Source organism: Pontibacillus sp. ABV4_188 (assembly GCF_056311905.1).
On sequence record NZ_CM149975.1, the window covers coordinates 1,283,422 to 1,299,514 of the forward strand.

Consider the following 16,093-nt stretch of genomic DNA (forward strand, 5'->3'; position numbering starts at 1 on the left):
ACCTCCCCCTTATTTTATTTGAGGGGGAGGTGTTTTATTTCCTGCTGAGCGGGAGTGTACAGCACCTGAAGGATCCGCCCGATTTAATAATCTCAGAGAATTCTACGGGAATCACGTTAAAACCTTTAGATTCTAATGCTTGATTGATTCGTTTATTTTGCGGAAGGCTGATAATGGTTTTGTTACCTAATGATAATACATTTGGCCCCATTTGAAATTGTTCTTCACGTGTCACTCTAATGAGATTAAACGTCGAAGCGATTCTGCCTAGCCCTTCTGGTGTAAAGGCGGAAGGGTAAACGATGGCTGTATTCTCATCTACTATATTAAACACACAGTCCAGATGAAGAATGGACTCATGCAGTGACAATGGAACGACGTTATAGGACGGGAGGTTCTCTTGTAATGCATGTATAGCTTTACGTGAGGTGCGACCGCTCTCTCCTACATAAATCGTAGAACCGTTCACAATTACATCGCCACCCTCGATTGACGATGGAAGTCCATCTTCATAAGGAATGTGATGATCTAAGAGCCATTTCTTTAAAGATTCAGTTTCTTGATTTCGTACATCTTCGCTCATCGAAGCGATATACAATCTTTCATCTAAGGTAAATGCAATATCTCTTGTGAAGACTTGTTCAGGTAAGGCAGGATCAGCTGGCAACTCTTCTACCTCTACATTTTGCTGTCTTAACACATCAACGAAGTTTTCATGTTGCTTTAAAGCAAGAGGAACGTTAATATTTTGATCTTTATAATATTCCTGAGTTTCGTTAATTACTTCAGTAATCTCCATAAAGGAAGGCTTCACGACAAGGACTTTGTGTAGCGATGTATATTCTGACTTGCAATGGATGTGGTTGTCTGTTTCTATTCCTTTCATGCTTGTAACCTCTTTCTTGTAAATTTAACGTTGGTTATGGTGAGAAGGGCACTTTCTTTAAACCCATCCGGATACTAGTCACTTAGGAGATTCGACACACAATGAATGAAAAAAGAATATTCTCCTTTATATGTAATAATTCATGATCGACATTCTAGGGATGTGGGCTATCTGTTTTCTATAACCTAATTTAAGAGGAGTGAAACATTCTATTGTGATATAGTTTTTTAAGGGAGGATGAGGAAATGGGACATATAGAAAAAGCCGCATAAACTTTTGTTTATGCGGCTTCCTGCTTATTTCTCTTTATTTGGTGAATTTGTAAGTGGTTCTTCTTCTTCGTCTTCTAAGAAACGAAGTAAATCTCCGTATACAAGTTTATCAGATAGGTTCAACTCGGTTTGTCCTTTTTGAGCAATAGATTCACATTCTGAACCTTCTACTTCTTGACCTGTCGCTTTGTCATAGCATTTTTCTGATTCGCCATCATAGACATATTTGTCTGTAATAACAGAACCATCACGTAAAATAGCTAAATCTTCACGATCTTTAGCAAGTAGATCGGTACCAAATTGAATGTCGTTTTCATTCTTAACTCCTAAAAGGTTTAGGATAGTTGGCTTTAAGTCAATTTGGCTTCCGACTGTATCCACTGTTTTACCCTCTAAACCAGGAGAGTGGATAATAAGAGGTACACGTTGCAACTGAGTATGCTCAAAGGGACGGATTTCAGTGCCCATAATTTCAGACATTGCTCGGTTATGGTTTTCAGAGATTCCATAGTGGTCTCCATACATAATGAATACCGTATCTTCATACTCACCGTTTGCTTTCATATCTTCAAAGAATTTCTTGAAAGATTCATCCATATAACGTGCTGTTTGGAAATAACGGTCTACTGTGCCGTCACCTGTTTGTGTCTTGTCAATCATTACATCTTCCTCATCGTTTAGTACGAATGGGTAGTGGTGCGTTAGTGTAATGAATTTCGTGTAATAAGGTTTCTCTAAGCTCTTAATCATTGGCATGGATTGTTCAAAGAACTCAATGTCTTTTAATCCATAGTTTACTGAGTTTTCAGGAGTCACTTTATAATCTTTTTTAGAGAAGAAGCGATCGTACCCTAGAGCTGGATACATGACATCACGGTTCCAGAAGCTATCGTTATTGCCGTGGAACACAGCGGATGTATATCCTTTTTCTTTTAGTATTTCTGGTGTTGCATTAAATTCGTTACCAGCATTGGTTGTGAAGACAGCGCCACGTGGTAGTGGATATAAGGAGTTCGCAAGTAGGAACTCAGAGTCTGATGTCTTCCCTTGACCAGTGTTGTGATAGAAATTATTAAAGTAAACAGAGTTTTTGTCGTCAATTAAGTCGTTTAAGAATGGCGTAACTTCCTTACCATTTACTTTGTAATCAATCGCAAAGTTCTGTAAGGATTCCATTGATATAAGCACGACGTTCTTACCTTCTAATGCCCCAAAGTTCTCGCTTTTAGGATCTTTTTGACTAGAAAGGTAGTTTCGTACTTCTGTTAGCTCATCGCTCTCTGCGAATACACGGTGTGATTGTGTATTTGCCGTCATAACCGTGTCGTATAGGTGGAAATTGTACACACCCATAAGTTTAACGAACATGGCACGGTCAAATGTACGAGTTAATAGTTCAGAGCGCTCTTCGTTGGCTAAGTTCAGGTTCAACGAGATCGCTAAAAGAGATGTAGCAACAATTGCGCCCATTGTGCGTTTTTTCACGCTAAGTGAAAGGTGGCCTTTTTTCATTCGGGCCCAAACGAATAGAGCAACAACATCAATCCAGAACAAGAGGTCTGTGAAACTCATAAGAGACTTTGCACTTCCGCCAAGCTGAGCGAAGTTCTTATACTGCATTAATACCGGAATCGTAATAAAGTCATTAAAGAAACGGTAATACACAACGTTTGCGAATAGAACAAATGACATGATGAAATATAGGGTAAGAAATGCTTTAATGCGCTTTGCCTTTGGAAAAATGAAGCTTAGTGATAAGAAGAACAAAATGGACCCTAATGGTGTAAGAGCCAGGATATATTCTTGAATTGTATTTTCTAAGTCTAAGGAAAACGAAAATCTAAATGCTAAATAAGATTTGGTCCATAGCAGTACGGTAGCTATGAGAAAGAAGAATAGTCCATTTTGTAGCAACCGGTCTACTCTTTTATTCATGTGTGATCCTCCTTTGATCGCCTAGTTCCATGATAGATTGTGAGTGAGGATATCGTGCTTTTATCTGTATAGTCAATGTGCTTGAGATCCTACATTTACAAATTCTTTAGAATTTAATTATAGATTTATTTTGGAAAAGGTCAATGGGAACAGTCCATAAATTAGCCAAAATGCCTATGAAATGTACCCTTTATTCATAGAATTGTCACGATTTTAAATCTATGACCTTACAAAAACTTAACATGTTTTTTACGTAATATCAAAGGTTATGTTTACATATTTAGTAAAAAACAAAATCCGCACCGACAATATCCCCCTTTATATTCACCAATATCCTCACATTTAAACTACAAATTCACTTCATCATACTAAAGCGTGCCAGACACGCGTTGACTCTCTGCAGAACTAAAGGGTGCCAGACACCCGTCAGTTCTTTGCAGCGCTAAAGGGTGTCTGGCACGCGGTGGGGTTTTACAGTGATAAAGTGGGATGGGGTTATGGTATTATATAATAAGGAAAGGGGAGGGATAGGGTGATATCTAATGTGGGATTACCTGGGCTTATGATGTTGGTTGTTGTCGTGTTGTTGATGGTTATGTTTGTGGTGTCTTTGATTCTGTTTATAAAAGGCATCATAAAGAGAAATTTTGGAGCGCGCTTAGATCGTTTGGAGAAGAAAGTAGATCAATTATTAGAAGAGTCTAATCGGGAATAAAGCGAGGGGTAGAATGCGTGTTACAGATCAGCTTTATGGGACAGTTGTGGTTGAAGATGTACTTGAAGAGTTAATCAATAGTTCTCTTGTCCAACGTTTAAAGGGAATTTATCAAGGAGGGGCAAGCGTTCTCGTCAATGATACTTGGAACGTGACAAGGTACGACCACTCCATTGGTGTCATGCTTCTGATCAGGCGCTTAGGTGGGAGCCTTGAAGAGCAGATTGCTGCGCTGCTTCATGACGTGTCTCATACCGCTTTTTCACACGTCATTGACTTTGTTATCGACAATAAAGATGAGGACTATCATGAGAAAATATATGAACGCATTATTCAACAATCAGAAGTTCCTGAGATAGTAGAGAAGTATGGTTTTAAGGTATCCGATCTTCTTGGGAATGACGAGCAGTGGACGTTACTAGAACAACCTGCTCCTGAACTTTGTGCAGATCGAGTGGACTATACATTAAGAGATATGTATCAGTATGGGCATATTGACAAGGAAGAAATCCATACTTTTTTGTCCAGCTTAAAGTGTTTTAACGGGAAAATGTATGTAGCAAATGCCGAAAGTGCGGAATGGTTTGTAGAGGTGTACTATAAGGAGGTCATTGATTTCTTTATGCATCCTTTGAACATTTTTGGCTACGATCGCCTTGCGCGTGCAGTACGTGCAGCTTTAGACGAAGGTGTCATTACATTCTATGATTTACAAAAGACAGATCGCGCGGTATTGGATCTACTACAATCTTGTAATAAAGAAAGTGTGCATAAATGGTTAGATCAACTCCATCAAACTGTTTCCGTGATCGAAAATCCTCAAGACTACGATCTACATAGAAAAGGCAAAGTCAGGCTTATTGATCCTTGCTTCATGAGCCGGGGGTAGTCTTATAAGGATTTCTGAACAATCTGAGAACGTGAAGCGGATGGGTCAAGAGGCATATGAAAAAGCCAAGAAAGGCGCTTATGTAAAAATAGTAAATGTGTAGGAGAGAGGTTACGCGCCTCTCTCTTTTATATCGATTAAGGTGTTAACGAACTAAAGTCATACACTAAAGAGTGCAAATTGTCAGAAATCATCTCGATTTTTATTTGTCCTTTCATTTTTTTAAGGAATAGATCCCAAAAGATAAGGGTATTTACCTACATAACCAATAGTAGGAGGGAACACCGGTGCCAAAAGCAGTATCAGGAAAGATCTCATTATGTATGTTAGCCATATTTGTAGGACAGTTACTTGCTCTCGCTATAGTAGCTTCTATGGAGGGACTGTTAACGATTGTAACGTTCTCTCATTTAACACGATATACAGCCATTATAGGACTGATTGCAGGGATCGTGGGAGTCATCCAAGAGAAAGGGAAGGGCAAAATTATTCCCATTTTGACGCTTCTACTAAGTGTAATCTTAGCTGCCTTTAATGGTTATCTGATGTTTATTTGGGGATAGTGAGGTATGCTACTAAAATAATAATAAAATTTTTAACTATTAAATTGTTAAAAATCCTTTGACAATTCTAATCGCCCCGTGTAATATATGGATTAACGAAAAACACATTTGAAAACAATCTTCTTATCCAGAGAGGTGGAGGGACTGGCCCTTTGAAACCTCGGCAACGGATTCTATTTAATTGGAACACCGTGCCAATTCCTTTAAGCTTAAGCTTAAAAGATGAGAAGAGACGGATCTACATATACGTAAATCCCCTCTTCTTATTATTTTAAGAAGAGGGGATTTTTTGTTTGCCAGAAAAGAAGAAAATAGGATACTTATAGCTTGTAAACCAAGTATTCCGATCTGTTTTTGAATATCAAAGGAGGCAGACAGCATGATTGAGTTACATAATATTGAGAAAGTGTACCAGAAGAACGATCAAACGATTCGAGCCGTTGACGGAGTCAATGTGTCTATTGATAAAGGAGCCATCTACGGTGTCATTGGCTTTAGTGGGGCAGGGAAAAGTACACTTCTCCGATGCGTCAATCTAATTGAACGCCCAACATCAGGAGAAGTGAGGCTAGACGGAGAGGACCTGACTCAGTTGCCAAAATCCAAGCTAAGAAAAGAAAGACGTCGTATCGGGATGATCTTTCAACATTTTAACTTACTAGAATCAAAGACGGTCTATCAAAACGTAGCTTTCCCCCTATTACTAGACGGACAAAAAGGCAAGAAAGTGGAAGGAAAAGTAAAAGAGCTCCTCGAGTTTGTCGGGTTAGCAGATCAGGCAGGAAAATACCCAGAAGAACTTTCAGGAGGACAGAAGCAGCGGGTGGGTATTGCAAGAGCACTCGTTCGATCTCCTGAAGTACTCCTTTGCGATGAGGCTACATCAGCTCTTGACCCTCAGACAACCGATTCGATTTTGGACCTTTTGAGACAAATTCGTGAAGAGTACCACATTACAATCCTAATGATCACACATGAGATGCAAGTTATTCGAGAGATTTGCGACAGGGTAGCTGTTATGGAAGATGGAAAAGTGATTGAGGAAGGAACAGTTTTTGATATCTTCTCTAGCCCTACGCATCAGACAACGAAGAACTTTGTAAGCTCGGTTATGAACGATAAGATTCCTGAATCGATTCTACAAGCCTTAGACAGTACGCGCCACGTTTACAGGGTGACGTTCCTAAGAGAACAAGCTTCAGAGCCTATTCTTTACCGGGCTGCCACTCAGCATCATGTTGAAGTGAACGTGTTATATGGGCAAATTACTGAACTACAGGGTGAACCATTTGGAAGCTTAATTGTCGAATTTATTGGTGGAGAAAAAGAGATCTTTAAAGCTCTTCACTCTATCCAGCAGTCTGTAACAGTGAAAGAGGTGACGCGAGATGCAAGTTGATTTAGCCACATTTTGGCCTAAGATTTTAGAAGCGACACAAGAGACGATTGTTATGGTAGCTATCGCTTTACTGTTTGCAATTGTGATTGGCTTACCCCTTGGGATATCTCTTGTTGTAACAAGAAAGAATGGACTACTTGAGAACGGTCCTTTATTTAAAGTGTTAAACGGTATTGTGAACTTCTTTCGATCAATTCCGTTCATTATCTTATTAGTAGCGATCTTACCGGTTACACGGTTTATCGTTGGTACCTCAATCGGAACTGCAGCAGCCGTTGTTCCTCTTGTGTTCTTTTCGGCGCCTTATATTGCTCGGTTAGTTGAAAGTAGCTTGCTAGAGGTTAACCCAGGTGTTGTGGAAGCGGCAGAATCGATGGGGGCAACGCCTTGGCAAATCATTTACCGTGTCTTTTTACCAGAGGCATTAAGTTCTCTTGTCTTAAACATTACGATTGCAACCATTGGCTTAGTCGGTGCATCAGCAATGGCTGGCTTTGTTGGAGGCGGTGGTCTTGGTGACTTAGCTATTTCTTATGGATACCAACGATTTGAAACGAATGTGATGATCGTAACTGTCATTTTGCTCGTCGTCATTGTACAGACGGTGCAAACGTTAGGAAATTACATTTCAAAAGCTGTACGCAGACGATAAAGGAGGAAATTACATATGAAGAAAAAAATGATTCTATTCATAGCACTATTAGTAACAGTAGGAGCCGCCCTAGCAGGGTGTGGTAGCACAGAGGCTCAAGGAGATGAGGAGACGACGACCGTTAAGATCGGTTTAAATGGCTCTGGCGTTCCGTTATGGGAGCCGATTCAAGAAAAAGCATCAGAAGAAGGAATCAATATAGAACTTGTTGAGTTCTCAGACTACGTTCGACCTAACTTAGCTCTAGCAGATGGTGACATTGATCTAAATGCTTTCCAGACGGTGTCTTATTTCGATTCATTTATTGAAGAACATGACCTTGACCTTGAACCAATTGGGACAACCATTATTGCACCAATGGGTGTTTATTCAGAGGAATACGATAATCTTGAGAACATTCCAGAAGGTAGTACCATCGCCATCCCGAAAGAGGCAACCAACATGGGAAGAGCGCTTCTATTACTTGAGAAATCAGGCATCATCACACTTCCTGATGACTTCGACGGAAACGGTTCTTTAGATAAAATTAAAGAAAATCCAAAAAATATAGAATTCACACCAGTTGTAGCGGCTCAAACACCTCGCGTATTACCGGATGTGGCTGCTAGTGTAATTAATAACGGAGTAGCAGTAGAAGCAGGGTTTGTCCCTGTAGACGATGCGGTTTTCATCGAAGGAGATACCGCAACACCTTATATCAATATTATTGCAGCAAGAGCAGATGAAACGGATAAGGAAGCGTACCAAAAGATTGTAGAGATCTACCAAACAGAGGAAATTGCAGAGCATATCCGTGAAACTTATAACGATTCTCTAATCCCGACGTTCGTATCTTTAGACAAAATCGGTTGGTAATGTAAAGAAAAGGAGTGAGTGGCATGAGCACAGTTGAAATGACGTTAGAACAAGAAGTTACGCAGTATGTGGATGACCAAAAGGCGGTATACCTGGACGCGAGTCACCGGATCCATGAGAATCCGGAGATTGGTAACGAGGAATATTACGCAAGTGTTACGTTGTGCGAACTGTTAGAGCGTGAAGGATTTGAAGTTACGAAGGGCATTCCGGAGCACGAGACAGCTTTTATTGCCCGTAAAAAAGGACTTGGAAATGGCCCGAAAATAGGATTCCTTGCTGAGTATGATGCTTTACCTGGACTCGGTCATGCGTGCGGTCATAACATAATCGGCACAACTAGTGTTGCGGCTGCCATATCCCTTAGCCGAGTTCTTGAAGAAACTGGTGGGGAAGTCGTTGTTCTTGGAACCCCTGCTGAAGAAGGGGGACCAAACGGAAGCGCTAAAGGGACGTTTGTCAAACATGGCCTTGTTCAGGACCTTGATGCTTGTATGATGGTTCACCCATCCAATCAAACAAACGGCACATCAGAATCTTTGGCTGTTGATCCACTAGACTTCGAGTTCTACGGCCAATCAGCTCATGCTGCTGCTAAACCAGAATACGGAGTGAATGCTTTAGACGGTGTCATCCAACTCTTTAATGGTGTGAATGCCATCCGTCAGCACGTAACAGACGATGTTCGTCTTCACGGGGTGATCTTAGACGGTGGCGTCGCCCCGAACATCGTCCCAGATTACGCAAGAGCTCGATTCTTCGTCCGAGCAGCTACCCGTGAAGCATGTAATGACGTAACAGCGAAAGTGAAGCGGATCGCAGATGGAGCAGCCCTCACAACCGGAGCGAGCGTTAAAGTCACACCTATTCAAAACGGAGTCGATAACCTTGTTTTAAATGAAACATTTGACGCCGTTTTCCGTAAGAGGATAAAAGACTTGGGAGAGGACTATATAGATGAGGGACGTGAAGGAATTGGCTCTACAGACGCGGGAAACATTAGTCAAGTCATTCCGACCATTCATCCTTATATAAAAATAGGATCCTCTGACCTCGTTCCGCACACTGATGCCTTTAGAGAAGCAGCAAAATCAGAACGAGGAGACCAAGCGCTCATTACTGGAGCGAAGGCACTAGCCTTAACGGGTTTGGATTTGTTAACAGACCATAAGTTGTTGCAGAAAGTTCAAGCAGATTTTCAATCTAAACAGGGTTAATCATCTTTAAAAACTTTAGTTGAAATTATGGTTTCGCTAGCGTTGTGGACGCGTGGCCGTTTATCTCAATTCAAAGCTTCCTCACATAAAGAACTTCCCTGTAAAAGGAGCCATTTGTATAGATAGGTGGCTCCTTTTTCGTCATAGTTTGGGCTTAAATAACGTTTAATAACACATATGGTGTCTAATGATGTAGAAATATTTCCGGGGCAATAGTCGAAACATGCAACCTATGTCTCATATTGGGCTAGAAGCGTTTAGGAAGGCCTATTAGGGTGAAAGGAATAACTAACAAACAAAAGGAGGGACTTCTCATGTTGCATAAACTAGTTGATAAGATTGTAGCAATTGTTACATTTATTCCAAGGATGCTTGGTCGCCTGATTAAGAAAATTGTCTAAGGACGTAGAATAGGGGGAAAGGAACGGTTTACTAGGTGAAAAAGTAAATCGTGCCTTTCCCCCTATTTTGATTGGCTGTTTCTCCTTTTTCTAATAAGGAGAAGGAGAAAGAGGGAGCCAGGTATAATCATTTGCATAGGAACGTGTACATAAAGAGGAACGATCTCCAATCCTTCTTGCATATGTTCAACGAAATTTGGGCTAATTAATATAGATAGGATAATGACAAGGATACCCATAAACCCAATTAATCCTTTACTATCCCTTCTCGGAAGTCTAAACAAGTATTGAAGTATAGCAACCGCCGCATAAAAGAAGATGGTAATCTTAAAAAAGCCCGTGATCACCATGATAATGATAACAATGGGGTCCAATCGCTGAATAATTCCTTGTAAGTTTACAAGTGAAATTGTATCTAGGAGCGGTACCGCGGAATTCATCGCAATGATGGGCCCTAATACCATCAAGATTGTCAGACTAACAATAAATAGTGAAGCCCCACTATAAAGGATTCCCATAACCCCGTATTGGAAGCTTTTCAACGGGTGTTCTAGGTGATGGAAGATCATTGCAAAAACGATTAGTTCTCCAAAAGGAAACGTTACCCCTTTTGGAAACACGAAAGAAACAATATTTCCTATATCTTGATGGAAGAACGGCTGAAGATGATGGATTTTAGGGAGGTCCATCATAAATACAAACATCAAGAACAATCCGCCCATAAGTAATGCGAATGGCAGAAATAATTCACTTGTTCTAGCAATAACTTCCACCCCCAGGTAGCAAGCAAAACAAACAACCACCATAAATAAAACAGAAACCGCTATTAATGGGGTTTCATGCAAGATCGTTTGAGCGGTTAACATAGTAAAATCTCGTAAAACCCGTGCTGCTAAATAGATGAAATAAGCAAAGTAACTCCATATCACAATAGATCCTAAGTAAGGGCCTGCGACAATTTGGAGAATTTGTGGAAAAGGTGTATCAGGGTAGGCGGTCACAAAACGAGTAAAAAGCCAATAAAGTACAATGCCCCCGAGCATACTCAATAAGATAACAAGCCAGGCATCTTGTTTCGCTTCAAAGCCAAGACCCACGATGATTGAGCTTCCAAATTCGAACAGAATAACGAGTGAAATAAATTGATAGCGTGTAACGGATTCTTTCATCATGAGACTCCTTTCAAGAACGTTTGAACAATTTTCTCATAAGCGTTGCGATAGCAATAAGGAAAGGATAAAGACAGCCAAATGTTGCTGAGTAATAGATCCAAGTCGTTTGGTTCCACTCAGACGCATAGATACTGCTAGGGTAAATAATAAGCGAAAGTGCAATGACGAAAATCCCTAGTGGGAAAGTAAGCGAACGGTAATTATTTACCTTAAGCACTTGGGATAGGGCGGTAACAGCTGCATAAAAGTATAAAGATAATTTGAAAAAGATGGTCAATATCCAGGAGACAGCGATGATTACTTCGACTCTTTGTAGTAATCCTTCTATGTTGAGTGTCTTTGCTAATACATAAGTTGGGTAGATATGATGGTGGGTGTACTCTACCCCCAAGACGGTTGTGGTGAGGAGGGTTGCTGCTAAAATGGTCAGCATAGCAAGAATATACGTGACCGTTACTTTCTTCCCAACACCTTTCTTTTCTTGCACGAGTTTCGGATAGACCATGAATAAAACCACCAGGGGAAATGTTGAGACACTCAGATCGAACCAAGCTCCTTTAATAATATCTCGTGTTCCTGTGTCGAAGAATGGCTCAATGTAATTAAGGTTTATACTCGGGATGCTGAATATAAACACAATGAGCAATAATAGGGCCACATATGGAAAGAGGAGTTCACCTGTTCTTCCGATTGTCTCAATCCCTAAATAAACTCCATAGATAACAACAAACATGAACAGCATATGAATAAAGGGCTGAGGCGTTTCGTGTAACATTTGAGTAACCATGAAGTGACCTATTGTCCACAATACTGTGGAAGCGCTCACGAGTGCGAAGATAATGAAGAATAGAGTGAAAATCGTTCCCAACCACTTGCCAAACAGGAGTCTGTTCAGATCTACAATGTTGTGATTCGGATACCATTTACTGATTAGCAGATAGAAAAGAATAATAGCTACACCGATCATCATTCCAACAACAATGCTTAACCAAGCGCTCTCTTTCGCTATCGTTGCCAAGGAAGAGGGAGAGAGTAAAATCGATGTGCCAATCACGAATAAAAATAGAAACAAAAGGAATTGTCTTAAGTTAATCTCTTCTTTACGATGCATTCATTCTCTCTCCTTTCCTTGGATGTTTTCTAAAACCTTTGGTTCTATCGAAAAAGACTGTGAACGGGATCATATACGATAGAAATGCCCTCGAGTGGATTTAGTATAGGAACCCCAAGTTGAGAAAGGATCAATATCATAAACGACACCCCCATCGTGAGGATATAAATAAAGGAGTCTCGTTTGCGGGATTGCGTCCATAATGCCCGGACCTGAATATAGCTAATAGATATAATAAACCCGTAAAGAATAACCCACATCATCTATTTCTCCTTTTCAAATTCATAAGGATTGGAAATGGTCCCTGTCCGGTTGATTTTTACAGTGGCTTCTACTGTTACTTCCACTTCAGGGAACTTGTTTTCCCAATCCCCTTTAACGGTTCTCCAGTACTTCGGTTTTGTCCGATGTAGAAGATCCCCAAAACCAAAGATATCGCTTTTAAATTCTTCCTGAACCTCTGCTATTGTGTCGTTTAAGAGGGTGGAAAGTTGTTCACTAAAGTGCTTTTCTAACTGTTTAATGGTTTCCACCTTCATCAAGTCTATTTGGCATTTTACATCAGCAATATTCCCTTCAACGGATACCTCCACATTAAACTGAGGTTCTTCGTCTTTAATCGTTACGGTTTTAGCACTAGCTGCTTCCATGACTTCAAGAGTGATCCCGCCTTCTTTATCTTTACAGGTAAAATACTCAGCGGTATTTTTTACATTTTCCATAATGTAGTTATAGCTCTTACTCTGCTTTTGATCCATCCAGCCAATTAACTGATCCCTCTTGAAAACTGCAAGAGAATCGACCCTGACATCGGTGGGGGCGCCAACATCTTCTACGTTACTGAGAGTACTCCCTTTTTTTATATCACCGACGTTGTACACCCCGCTTATGACAGGTTCTTTCCCTTCTTCTAGGATCGTGGAGATTAATTGTTGTATTTTCATGATAAGAGAGGGAGCCCAGTATTCGCTTGAGGTTTGCATAGAGAAATACATCTTGTTAGCAGGGATCTTCTCCATCGGTGTTAGGATATTTAATAAATCATGTGCTTCCATTCCTTTTGCAACAGCAATGTGAAAATCCGTCCTTAGTTCGTGATCCCTGGTTAGAAAATCAAGGGTTTCGCTAATCCCTGACCGGGCTAGTTCTTCTCCAAAAACAACTTTCCTGATGTGAGATAAATACACTTTCCTTGGCGCTTTGTCGGTCAGCCCTCTAAGTGCTTCAAACATAGAACGCCCTTCACTCGTATAAGTGGTTACCGCCGTACGTGTTGAGATCGTTTTAGCAGCTACTTCTGCTGGATTTATTATTTGCACGGTAAATTTAAAACCATTTTCCGTCTTATCAAGCCCAAGGCCTGTGGCGATAGCTATTTCGTCTAATTCTCGCTTGCTCCAGCAACCTGCCAAACTAGTCAGTAAGAGGAGGAGGGTAAAGCTTAAAAGAAGGAATCGTCTCTTCATGATGAATCACCCTTTTTCGGTGGTCGAGATGTAGGTTTAGGCTTGTGCATATTCTCTCGATTCATGTTTTTTTGGTTAATAAGTCTTTGGCGTGTAAAAAGTCCCCAACGCGGAAAACGAAGAATGGTATCTTTCTGATCGGTTGTATTATATGGAGCGAGAGGACTTAAGTATGGAACACCAAAAGAACGTAAACTCGCAAGGTGTAAAGCGAGTACAATTAAACCTAGTAAGATTCCAAATAAACCAAACGTCGCAGCCAGGATCATAAATAGGAAGCGGAGCATGCGAATCGAGATCGCGAAATTAAAGCTTGGTGATACAAAGCTTGAGATCGCGGTCAAACTCACGACTATAATCATGGCGCTTGATACGAGCCCTGCTTCTACTGCTGCTTGCCCTAAAACGAGTGCTCCCACAATGGAAATCGCCGATCCTACCGCTTTTGGAAGCCTTACACCTGCCTCTCGTAGAATTTCAAACGTGACTTCCATAATGAGCGCTTCAACTAGCGCTGGGAATGGAACGCCCTCTCGTTGTGAAGAAAGGTTAATAAGGAGGGACGTTGGAATCATTTCCTGATGATAGGTTGTAAGTGCGATATAAGCAGAAGGAGTTAGAAGAGCTAGAAAGAATGAGATAAAACGAATAATTCGTATAAGAGTTGCAAAGTCCGAGCGCTGATAGTAGTCTTCTGGTGATTGAAAGAATTGCATAAACAACGCAGGAACGAGCAACACAAAAGGTGAGCCGTCTACAATGATAGCGACACGTCCTTCTAAGAGCCCCGCTGCAATACTATCAGGCCGTTCAGAGTTATATACAGTGGGAAAGGGGGTATATGTCTCATCCTGAATTAGTTCTTCTACATACCCGCTGTCTAATAAGGAATCAATATTGATTTGGTTTAATCGTTTATGCACCTCTTTAACGATTTTTTCGTTGGCAATGCCATTCATGTAAACAACAGCAACATCGGTTTTTGTCTTGGTTCCGATGGCTTGAGTCGTAATCCATAGGTTCGGATCTTTAATTTTGCGACGCAGTAGAGCGGTATTTGTTCTTAGTGTTTCAGTGAACCCGTCTTTCGGCCCTCGAACCACGGCCTGGGTGCTTGGTTCTTCCACACCACGGTCCTGCCAGCCCCGCGTACTGACACACAGAGCTTTTGTTTCTCCTTCTAAAAATATAACTGTATCTCCAGATAGTACATGGAGGAGGACGTCATCTAAGGTTTCAAGTTCATCTAATTCTCCGGCAGTTAAAACATGATCTCGTACTGTATAGTACATGCCGTTGTTTAAAGCTTGTTTACTTAACTGCGTTTGACGAACGTCAGACATAAGTGTTTCTAGAAGAGATTCATGGACTGTACTTTCATTAACGAGGCCATCTGTATATACGACCGCCATTTTTACAGTTCGCTTTTCTCCGATTTTAAACTTTCGTATGACAAGGTCTGTACTCTCCCCTAAAGAATTCTTAATAAAGGTAAGGTTTAGAGGGAGATCCGTATCAATCGGTGTCGGTTGATCTTCTGCTTGTTCACTATTCTCTTTTTTCGTAAATAAACGAAATAACTTTTTCATAACCATCCCTCTTAAAAAGGCTGACTTAGTATAACTTTGCTGCTCTAAAGAGTGAAAGCGTGCCAGACACCCTTTAGTGGATTAATGAGACATAGGGTGCCAGACACTCTTTAGTGATGTAAAGTATAACAGGGTGTCTGGCACGCTTTAGTTGGCTGAAGCGCCACGACGTGTTCTGTCTTATGCGTGTCGAATCTACCTAGGGCGCTTGCGCTTTTCTTGATCTAGCTCCAGCGCCCATCCCCTTGAGCTTAAGTCAACCCTCTCTGTGGCAAATATCGCCACTCCGAGGTTTGTCTTAAGCTTGTCGGGGATAAACGGGCGCTTTCGCTTTTCTTGTTAGCTTCTACATTGTTTGGTAATTCATACATATTGTCCGGGATTATCTTTAAGTCGAGGTAGGGAGGGGTTTGGGCGTGATTGGGGGAGGGGAATGTGGTAAAGTGGGAGAGGAAAAGATGAAAGGATGATTCGATGTACGGTTTGGAAGAGAAACGTCAACAAGTGTTAGACTATTTAAATAGCCTTTCAAATGAACAAGCGTCACAAAAGCCAGATGAGAATACTTGGTCGGTGCTTGAGATAGCGGAACACCTTTACTTAATGGAAGGATTTATCATCCAGAAGATTGATAAAACGATTCGTGGTGGTGAGCGTGTTGAGACGACGAAGAAACCGATCCAGCATACACCTGATCGTTCCCACAAAGTAGATGCACCTGAAGGGCTGAAGCCAAAGGGTGATTTCAAAACCATTCAGGATGCCCTTGAAGGATTGAAGCGTTCTCGAGAGGCTACGTTATTCCTTCTTCATAATAAAGAAGAGGAAACCCTTCAAAGTTACTCCTTCCCTCATCCTGTATTTGGGGAGATGTCACTTGAGCAATGGGCCGAGTTTATTGGGTGGCATGAGCTACGTCACCTTGAACAAATGAAAGAATCAGTTGAGAAGAATAAATAGAATATTCGGGA

At 41.0% G+C, this 16,093-nt stretch carries 14 protein-coding genes, 1 pseudogene and 1 riboswitch; of the genes and pseudogenes, 9 read left to right on the forward strand and 6 right to left on the reverse strand.

Going from position 1 to position 16,093, the window contains the following annotated elements; all coding sequences use genetic code 11:
- Positions 1-34 precede the first annotated feature (34 nt).
- Positions 35-886, reverse strand: coding sequence for a dimethylarginine dimethylaminohydrolase family protein (locus tag ACYX4O_RS06485; protein WP_476355632.1), 852 nt, complete (start codon positions 884-886; stop codon positions 35-37).
- A 296-nt stretch (positions 887-1,182) separates the two neighbouring features.
- Positions 1,183-3,093: an LTA synthase family protein gene (locus ACYX4O_RS06490; RefSeq protein ID WP_476355634.1), complete on the reverse strand. Its 1,911-nt coding sequence runs from the start codon at positions 3,091-3,093 to the stop codon at positions 1,183-1,185.
- A gap of 532 nt (positions 3,094-3,625) precedes the next feature.
- On the opposite strand from ACYX4O_RS06490, the gene ACYX4O_RS06495 reads away from it, so the two are divergent.
- From ACYX4O_RS06495 to ACYX4O_RS06530, 8 genes and pseudogenes are all read left to right on the forward strand, one after another.
- Entirely contained in the window at positions 3,626-3,808 is a 183-nt protein-coding gene (locus ACYX4O_RS06495; RefSeq protein WP_476355636.1) for a hypothetical protein, read from the forward strand.
- A 13-nt stretch (positions 3,809-3,821) separates the two neighbouring features.
- Positions 3,822-4,800 (forward strand): annotated as a pseudogene (locus tag ACYX4O_RS06500) (HD domain-containing protein).
- 184 nt (positions 4,801-4,984) lie between these two features.
- Positions 4,985-5,260, forward strand: a complete 276-nt coding sequence (locus tag ACYX4O_RS06505; protein WP_476355638.1) for a hypothetical protein — start codon at positions 4,985-4,987, stop codon at positions 5,258-5,260.
- 120 nt (positions 5,261-5,380) lie between these two features.
- Positions 5,381-5,489, forward strand: a riboswitch (SAM riboswitch).
- Positions 5,490-5,639: 150 nt separating this feature from the next.
- The gene (locus ACYX4O_RS06510) at positions 5,640-6,659 is read left to right on the forward strand and encodes a methionine ABC transporter ATP-binding protein (RefSeq protein ID WP_476355640.1); all 1,020 of its coding nucleotides are present in this window, start codon (positions 5,640-5,642) and stop codon (positions 6,657-6,659) included.
- The gene (locus tag ACYX4O_RS06515) at positions 6,649-7,311 is read left to right on the forward strand and encodes a methionine ABC transporter permease (protein WP_476355642.1); all 663 of its coding nucleotides are present in this window, start codon (positions 6,649-6,651) and stop codon (positions 7,309-7,311) included. The genes ACYX4O_RS06510 and ACYX4O_RS06515 overlap by 11 nt, the downstream gene beginning before the upstream one ends.
- Positions 7,312-7,326: 15 nt before the next feature.
- Positions 7,327-8,166, forward strand: coding sequence for a MetQ/NlpA family ABC transporter substrate-binding protein (locus ACYX4O_RS06520; RefSeq protein ID WP_476355644.1), 840 nt, complete (start codon positions 7,327-7,329; stop codon positions 8,164-8,166).
- Between the two features lie 23 nt (positions 8,167-8,189).
- Positions 8,190-9,383 carry a M20 family metallopeptidase gene (locus tag ACYX4O_RS06525; RefSeq protein ID WP_476355646.1) on the forward strand — a complete coding sequence of 398 codons (1,194 nt, stop codon included), beginning with the start codon at positions 8,190-8,192 and terminating at the stop codon, positions 9,381-9,383.
- Positions 9,384-9,658: 275 nt separating this feature from the next.
- A complete protein-coding gene (locus ACYX4O_RS06530) occupies positions 9,659-9,784 on the forward strand; it encodes a hypothetical protein (protein ID WP_476355647.1) in 126 nt (41 codons plus the stop codon).
- 62 nt (positions 9,785-9,846) lie between these two features.
- Here the strand turns inward: ACYX4O_RS06530 and ACYX4O_RS06535 are convergent, their stop codons facing one another.
- The 4 genes from ACYX4O_RS06535 to ACYX4O_RS06550 form a co-directional block, all read right to left on the reverse strand.
- The gene (locus tag ACYX4O_RS06535; protein WP_476355649.1) at positions 9,847-10,953 is read right to left on the reverse strand and encodes a GerAB/ArcD/ProY family transporter; all 1,107 of its coding nucleotides are present in this window, start codon (positions 10,951-10,953) and stop codon (positions 9,847-9,849) included.
- 13 nt (positions 10,954-10,966) lie between these two features.
- The gene (locus ACYX4O_RS06540; protein ID WP_476355651.1) at positions 10,967-12,067 is read right to left on the reverse strand and encodes a GerAB/ArcD/ProY family transporter; all 1,101 of its coding nucleotides are present in this window, start codon (positions 12,065-12,067) and stop codon (positions 10,967-10,969) included.
- A 263-nt stretch (positions 12,068-12,330) separates the two neighbouring features.
- Positions 12,331-13,533 carry a Ger(x)C family spore germination protein gene (locus ACYX4O_RS06545; RefSeq protein ID WP_476355653.1) on the reverse strand — a complete coding sequence of 401 codons (1,203 nt, stop codon included), beginning with the start codon at positions 13,531-13,533 and terminating at the stop codon, positions 12,331-12,333.
- The gene (locus ACYX4O_RS06550) at positions 13,530-15,122 is read right to left on the reverse strand and encodes a spore germination protein (RefSeq protein WP_476355655.1); all 1,593 of its coding nucleotides are present in this window, start codon (positions 15,120-15,122) and stop codon (positions 13,530-13,532) included. The genes ACYX4O_RS06545 and ACYX4O_RS06550 overlap by 4 nt, the downstream gene beginning before the upstream one ends.
- A 474-nt stretch (positions 15,123-15,596) precedes the next feature.
- On the opposite strand from ACYX4O_RS06550, the gene ACYX4O_RS06555 reads away from it, so the two are divergent.
- Positions 15,597-16,082 (forward strand): DinB family protein, encoded by a 486-nt coding sequence (locus ACYX4O_RS06555; protein WP_476355657.1) that lies wholly within the window; start codon positions 15,597-15,599, stop codon positions 16,080-16,082.
- The last annotated feature ends 11 nt before the right edge of the window (positions 16,083-16,093 follow it).